Source organism: Candidatus Poribacteria bacterium, assembly GCA_028820845.1.
Classification (GTDB): domain Bacteria; phylum Poribacteria; class WGA-4E; order WGA-4E; family WGA-3G; genus WGA-3G.
This window is the reverse complement of sequence record JAPPII010000028.1, coordinates 1-6,499: the sequence shown is the minus strand read 5'-3', so window position 1 is coordinate 6,499 and position 6,499 is coordinate 1. Positions and strand designations below refer to the sequence as shown.

The 6,499-nt window shown below is 48.8% G+C and carries 8 protein-coding genes and 1 pseudogene; all 9 read right to left on the bottom strand.

Annotation, left to right across the window (positions count from 1 at the left end; genetic code table 11):
* Positions 1-77 precede the first annotated feature (77 nt).
* Positions 78-2,171 (bottom strand): hydantoinase/oxoprolinase family protein, encoded by a 2,094-nt coding sequence (locus OXN25_07255; protein MDE0424646.1) that lies wholly within the window; start codon positions 2,169-2,171, stop codon positions 78-80.
* Between the two features lie 72 nt (positions 2,172-2,243).
* The gene (locus OXN25_07250) at positions 2,244-3,203 is read right to left on the bottom strand and encodes an NAD(P)-binding domain-containing protein (GenBank protein MDE0424645.1); all 960 of its coding nucleotides are present in this window, start codon (positions 3,201-3,203) and stop codon (positions 2,244-2,246) included.
* 19 nt (positions 3,204-3,222) lie between these two features.
* Complete coding sequence (locus OXN25_07245) at positions 3,223-4,380, bottom strand: iron-containing alcohol dehydrogenase (GenBank protein MDE0424644.1); 1,158 nt, start codon at positions 4,378-4,380, stop codon at positions 3,223-3,225.
* Positions 4,381-4,408: 28 nt separating this feature from the next.
* The gene (locus OXN25_07240) at positions 4,409-4,681 is read right to left on the bottom strand and encodes a type II toxin-antitoxin system HicB family antitoxin (GenBank protein MDE0424643.1); all 273 of its coding nucleotides are present in this window, start codon (positions 4,679-4,681) and stop codon (positions 4,409-4,411) included.
* A gap of 8 nt (positions 4,682-4,689) precedes the next feature.
* The gene (locus OXN25_07235; GenBank protein ID MDE0424642.1) at positions 4,690-4,938 is read right to left on the bottom strand and encodes a hypothetical protein; all 249 of its coding nucleotides are present in this window, start codon (positions 4,936-4,938) and stop codon (positions 4,690-4,692) included.
* Entirely contained in the window at positions 4,935-5,129 is a 195-nt protein-coding gene (locus OXN25_07230; protein MDE0424641.1) for a type II toxin-antitoxin system HicA family toxin, read from the bottom strand. The genes OXN25_07235 and OXN25_07230 overlap by 4 nt, the downstream gene beginning before the upstream one ends.
* A gap of 190 nt (positions 5,130-5,319) precedes the next feature.
* On the bottom strand, positions 5,320-5,985 hold the full coding sequence (locus tag OXN25_07225; protein MDE0424640.1) for a hypothetical protein: 666 nt from the start codon (positions 5,983-5,985) through the stop codon (positions 5,320-5,322).
* 40 nt (positions 5,986-6,025) lie between these two features.
* Positions 6,026-6,220 (bottom strand): tetratricopeptide repeat protein, encoded by a 195-nt coding sequence (locus tag OXN25_07220; protein ID MDE0424639.1) that lies wholly within the window; start codon positions 6,218-6,220, stop codon positions 6,026-6,028.
* Between the two features lie 54 nt (positions 6,221-6,274).
* Positions 6,275-6,370 (bottom strand): annotated as a pseudogene (locus OXN25_07215) (tetratricopeptide repeat protein).
* Positions 6,371-6,499 lie beyond the last annotated feature (129 nt).

The following is a 6,499-nucleotide window of genomic DNA, read 5'->3' as shown; positions in this document are numbered from 1 at the left end:
AATCTCCAAGAAAATGGCAAAAGGGTGCGAAGTCAAATCGCACCCTTGCTTTGAATTTTCCATGAGAATTTTGGAATCTACTCTTTTTTTGTCAAAATAAGATTTTGATAGGCATCAACAACGGCGAAGGAATTCGGAGGTATGACAGTCGTCGCGCTGAATTCTATTACAATCGCGGGCCCTGCCATGCGATTGCCGGGTTGCAATGCTTCACGACGGTAGAAATCAGTTGGAAGTGCTTCACCTTCAAAGATAACAGGACTTTGGATAGTAAACGCTTTAGTGGCAGCAGTATTGGCGAGTGGGACTGCTTGAATGGGAGGTTGGTCGGTTTCGCCGATGGCTGTAAGGCGGAGGTTTACCACCTCAGCTGGTGCATCGGTTCGGGCATAGCCGAAGCGTTGGGCGTGTGCAGCGTGGAATTTCTCAACAAGGGATTGTATCTCCTCTCCGATGTTGTGGGAAGGGTTTGTAACCCCGATCCCGTGCTGATAAGGGATATTTAGTTCGTAAGATTGCCCCGCATACCGCATATCCAGTGAGCGATTAACTTTAAGTTGATCGGGTGTAAACCCTTCCGTCTTCATCTCGTTTTCGGCGCGGGTGAGGAGCGCGTCGAATCCTGCGTCTAATGCTTTAGCGAGTGCTTCGTCGCTGTCCTTTTCAAGCTGCCACAACACTGTCTGTGAGTAGTCTTTGATGACATCTGCAAAGAGCATCCCGTAGGCAGAGAGTAGACCGCCGTTTGGCGGGATGAGGACTGTTCCGATGCCGAGGTTCTCTGCCATAAATGCGGCGTGTAAACCCCCGGCACCGCCGAAGGAGACGAGCGTGAAGTCGCGGGTATCGAATCCCCGTTCCACAGAAATAACTTTGATAGCGCGTTCCATGGCGGCGTTGGCAACCTTGAGAATGCCGTCGGCGGCTTGCAAAGGCGAGATACCGAGATGCGACGCAAACTTTTCAATGTATGCGCGAGGTTTATGGATGTCAAGGGACATCGCGCCTCCCAAAAATTGGGTCGCAGCGATACGGCCTAAGAAAAGGTTCGCATCGGTTACCGTGATGTTTTCGCCGTTGTTCCCGTAACAGATCGGGCCCGGGTTCGCGCCTGCACTCTCCGGTCCGACACGTAATGCGCCGCCTGTATCGACAGTCGCAATCGAGCCGCCACCGGCACCGACGGTATGGATATCGATGAGCGGCACCTTAATTGGCAATCCACTAATAGTACTTTCCGTCGTGAGGGAGATACCCTGATCACAGAGACTCACATCCGTTGAAGTGCCACCCATATCAAATGTGATAATCTGGTTGTAGCCAGCGGTTTTGGCGATTTGATAAGCACCCAGAACACCGCCAGCGGGACCGGAAAGCACAGTACCAATACCCGCCGATTCACCCCTGTATAGCAAGTTTTCAGCGTGCGATCTGCCGTGAAAGGTCCTCGCAGAAACGCTACCGCCGTTGGAAAGCATCAGACGAAACGACTTCGGAAACTGCTTTGACTCTATGAGTGTGGAGAGATGTCGTTCCAAGGTAGGACGGATGTAAGCATTCGCAACGGTGGTGCTGAAGCGGGCGTATTCTCGATATTCTGGCAGGACTTCGTGTGAGCAGGAAACCGGTATCTCAAACCGTGCTGAGAGGTGTTCCGCAACAATCCGTTCGTTTTTTGGGTTGACGTAGGCGAAAAGGAAACAGATTGCGATGGCATCAGGTTCTAACGTGGCGAGTTGGGCCGCGAGGGCATCCAGTTCATCCGTTTCAATCTCAGTTTGGATTTCACCCGTGTGCAGGGTCCGTTCTGAAATACCGAAACGTCGTGCAGCAGGGACGAGCGGTGCTGGACGTTCCACGAAGAAGTCGTAAAGGTCTGGTCGTGATTGTCTACCGATCTCTAAAACGTCTTCAAAGCCTTTCGTTGTGACGAGGGCAATACGCGCCCCTCTGCGTTCAAGGAGTGCATTCGTTGCGACCGTTGATCCGTGAACAATCTCCGCTTCTTCAGCAGTGGTGTCGTGCTTATGTAGGATTTCACCTACACCTTGTATCACGGCATGTGCAGGGTTTTGCGGCGTGGATAGGACTTTGTGCGTGAACAGCGAGTTGTTGGTGTGCATCACGATATCGGTGAAGGTGCCACCCGTATCGACCCCTATCTTTTTCATTCTATCTCGGATTTCCTGTTTGAGCATCTTTTTTATCGAAAGTGGTACAGCGTATCTATGGTATATTCGTCGTTAAACGACTACGTTTTGGGGGCTGCCTTCCAGAAAGGCGATGATGTTATCTACCGCGCCTTCATTAAGGAGTTCAACGCCTTCAGGAGTCATATCGGCACAATGTGGTGTTAAGATTACCTGCTCGCAAGTTAAGAGGGGGTGGTCAGCAGGGAGCGGTTCCTGATCGTAGACATCAATAGCGGCACCACCGAGATGTCCGCTATTCAAAGCAGAGATGAGGGCATTTGTATCAACCACGCCGCCACGTGCGACGTTGATGAGCAGCGCACCTTGCTTCATTGTGGCGAGTTCGCTTTCACCGATGAGATGCTGACTCTCTTCTGTTAACCTAACGTGCAAGCTGACGACATCGGCGGTCTGGAGCAATGCGTCCAGAGAGACGAACTGAACACCTAATTCTGCCGCGCGTGCTGCTGAAGGGTGATACGTCCACGCGATAACATTCATCCCGATGGCTCGTCCGAGGCGCGCCATCTCAGCACCGATATGTCCAGTGCCAATAATCCCCAAGGTTTTCCCTTGAAGATAGACGTTGTCCATGCGGGGCCAGCCACCTGATTTCATGGACGCTGTCAGAAAAGCTGCCCGTTTGGCGAGCCCAAACATCAACCCGAACCCGTGTTCTGCGACAACGGGAGCAGTCCGTCCGGGTTGATTACAAACGGTAATTCCGCGCTTTTTCGCTTCGTCGAGTCCAATCATATCGGTTCCAATCGAACAGAGCGAAATGAGTTTGAGTTTCGGAAGTTGCTGCAACAGTTCATCGGGCCACTTGACGAGTCCGCGCGAATTGATGAGAATGTCTGCATCTTCGGCGCGACGGAGTTGTTCTTCGTGAGTTTCGGGTCGGTCAGTGTAGAGGACGACATCACCGTAGGGTTTCAGGCGTTCCAGGTGCGGTGAACCTTGGATTTGCGGGGGTGAATCACCGGGGACAACGATTTTGAGTCTGTTCACAATTTGTTCCTTTCTACTTTTAGAAACACTCCCAATACAGCGCGACAATCTCTTCAGCGGTAGCCTGTCGCGGATTGTTAGCTGGACTCCCACTTGCGATGGCATCGACCGCCATCTGTTCGACGACAGACTCGAATTTTTCTTTTTCAATACCGATTTCACCGAGTCGCGGCATCTGGATGTCGGCGACAAGCCGTTCAACGGCAGAGATTGCTGCATCTGCTTGGTGCATCGGCGATAATCCGTCAATCGGTTCACCCATAGCGCGCGCAATATCGGCGAAGCGAGCAGGCGCGCCGACGACACTAAACGCCATCACGTCGCGGAGTAACACCGAATTTGATAGTCCATGGTGAATATGGAAATACGCACCAATCGGACGGGACATGCCGTGGACTAAAGCCACAGATGAATTGCTGAACGCCATACCTGCGATAGACGCACCAATCATCATATCCGTGCGAGCGGAGACATTTTCGCCATCTGCCCACGCTTGCCGGAGCGAACCTGAAATCATCTCGATTGCTTTCAGGGACAGGGCATCCGTTATCGGTTGGGCGCGTTTAGAGATATACGCTTCTATCGCGTGCGTCAGGGCATCAACACCGACTGCCGCCGTCAGATGCGGTGGGGTTGTCAGGGATAGCAACGGATCCACGAGAGCAACGGACGCGAGTAGACACCGACTGCTGAGCATCATCTTAACGTTCCGCTCTGTGTCGGTGATAACGGTGACTTTAGAGACCTCACTACCTGTTCCCCCTGTTGTTGGTATTGCTATAAGAGGCGTTCCTGGATTCGGGATTTTATCCACACCCATGTAATCGGCGAAATCGCCGTCATTTGCCAGTTTCATAGCGATGCCTTTTCCGCAGTCGATGGCACTTCCGCCGCCGATGCTCACGATGACATCGCAGCCTTCGTCAGTGTATTGTTTTAAGCCGTCTTGCACATTCTGTAGCGTTGGGTCGGGGGTGACATCAGAGAAGGATGAGGAGGTTATTCCGGCGTTGTGTAAATTGTGGGCGATGTTGTCGGCGTATCCGATTTTGGCGATACCCGGATCGGTCACGATGAGTGCGTTCGTTGCACCGAGCCGTTTCCCCTGTTCACCGGCGTTCTCAGATGCACCTGCGCCTGTGATTATTGTGGGTGGGAGTGTTAGTGTTGTAGGCAATTTTTGATTTCCTATGAAGATGTCCTGTTCAGTTGGCTATAGAGTAGATTAAAGGCAAATCACTGATCTGGGTCTGTGAAGAGAGTCCGGGAAGAAGTTCTTCGCCGTGTTCTAAGAGCCACTCAACAAGCAGATCGACTGCGTCTTGTAGATTCTTTAAAGCCTCTTTTTGAGTATATCCCCAACTTGCTGCCCCTTTATGCTCCAGAGCAGGGATATACGCCCGCCAGACGGCTTTCTCATCTGGTTCGTCGGGCCACTTGTCTTTTTCTAACACAACCTGAAGCGCGAACGTTTTCATCTATTCCTTTAGTAGTTAATACCCGTACCGTTTAAAAATTCCTCAATATTTCTACCAATCGTTGGGGGTGGGAGTGGCTCATTGTCGCGATGAAAGATTTCTATCCACTCGTCAACAATCTCACATAACTGCCGATACACCTCTACTTCATCAGGACCATGGGAGCACGGGCCGATGATGCCCGGACAATATCCGATAAAGCATTCGTCCTCGTCTGACCATTCCACGATTTTGATGTACTTCGCGCTTGCATTCATTTTTCAGACTCCTCAATTCTTCTTTTCACTAACTTTTCTTGGAAGGACTTAGCGTCATCGCCAAGTTTGCCAGAAATCGTAACCCTTGGTCCTTTCGGATGCTTGAAATTTCGATGGCTACCTTTTCCACCTGTGTTGATGAAACCAGCTTTTCTTAAGTCTGCGATGAGTTGTCGTATTTTTCTTGGCATAGCGTATCATAAAGATGATCGGATGTCCAGTTCTTTCAGTAGAATCATAAAGGCGGGCTGGATATCCCTGTTTTCAATAAATCGAAAGGCACAGAACGAACTTTCATCCTCTTTGATGGTTCATAAGGGGTGTTCATCAATATTTTAATCTACAATTGACAGGTTTCCACCTTAAAAGACTGTAGATTTATCAAGACCCATCAGGAAGTATCAACGGGTTTCTGAAAGTTTCATCCCAATATTCATTGATACCTGGCATCAACAAATCGTCATTTTCTCCCATTCCCCGGAATAAAAAACGATAACTCTGGGTGAATTTCTTAAGGCAATCTATACAGGCGTCTAACTCATCAAAAGTTGGGCTGTCCGAACTTCTCCGGTCACTGTGGGCAACCCTTTTATCAGCGAAATCTTCCACCTTGCCAATCTTGCCGCCATGGGATTTTAACTCACACAGATTTTGTTGAACAATGATAGGGTCAATATAATCCTTACATGCCCCTGAGAATCGCTGACTAAAAATCTGACTTGCGTGAGTTCGCATATCTTTTGAATACAAGTTTACAAACCGTTCCCTTGACATTACCTCCGGGAATTTTATTATATCCTCCAACAGCCTTACGAAAGAAACACTTTTCCTATCAGACTTAAGTTGTCTGCGACATGCCATCACAGCATAGTCAAAATAGGTGCTTTTTATAAACCAATGAAATGACTCCAGTTGCTGAAACGTTGGATTCTCATTTGCCATTTTCGCGATTTTCCTGAAGATATACTGGAAACTGACAAGTTCCGTAGTTTCCGGATAGATATAATCCTCAAGCCATTTATTCCACTTTTCAAATTGTTGATTCATATTCATTCCTCGCTTTCAAATGGAGATAAAACGAACCAAGTTAAGACAGCGTCATCGTAGAAAAGGAACGCCAAAGTACCTGCTTAATATTCCGTATAAGGTTCGTATTGTCACTTTGTTGTGCAAGTTTTAAAGCTGTTTCAAGATCCTGTCTCGCTTCATCAAAACGATTCAATCGCTTTTTGGCAAGTCCGCGATCGTAATAAACCCCTTCGTTATCTGGGGCAAAGTGAATTGCTACGTCATAATCAGTGAGAGCTTCCCGGTATTGTCGAATTTTGTAATTTGCTTTTCCTCTATGGTGGTAGAATTTTGGATTGTCTGGCTCTTGGCTAATAGCTTCGTCCAGGTCGGCGATGGCTTCTATGTATTGATGCAATTTGTAATTTGCTAGCCCTCGCTAATCGTAGAAGTATGGCGTATCTGGGTTAAGATGTATTGCCTCGTTAAAATCAAATATTGAAGTGCCACCGTTTATTCAGACCACAATTTAGCAAATTTTATCCAAGTTTTT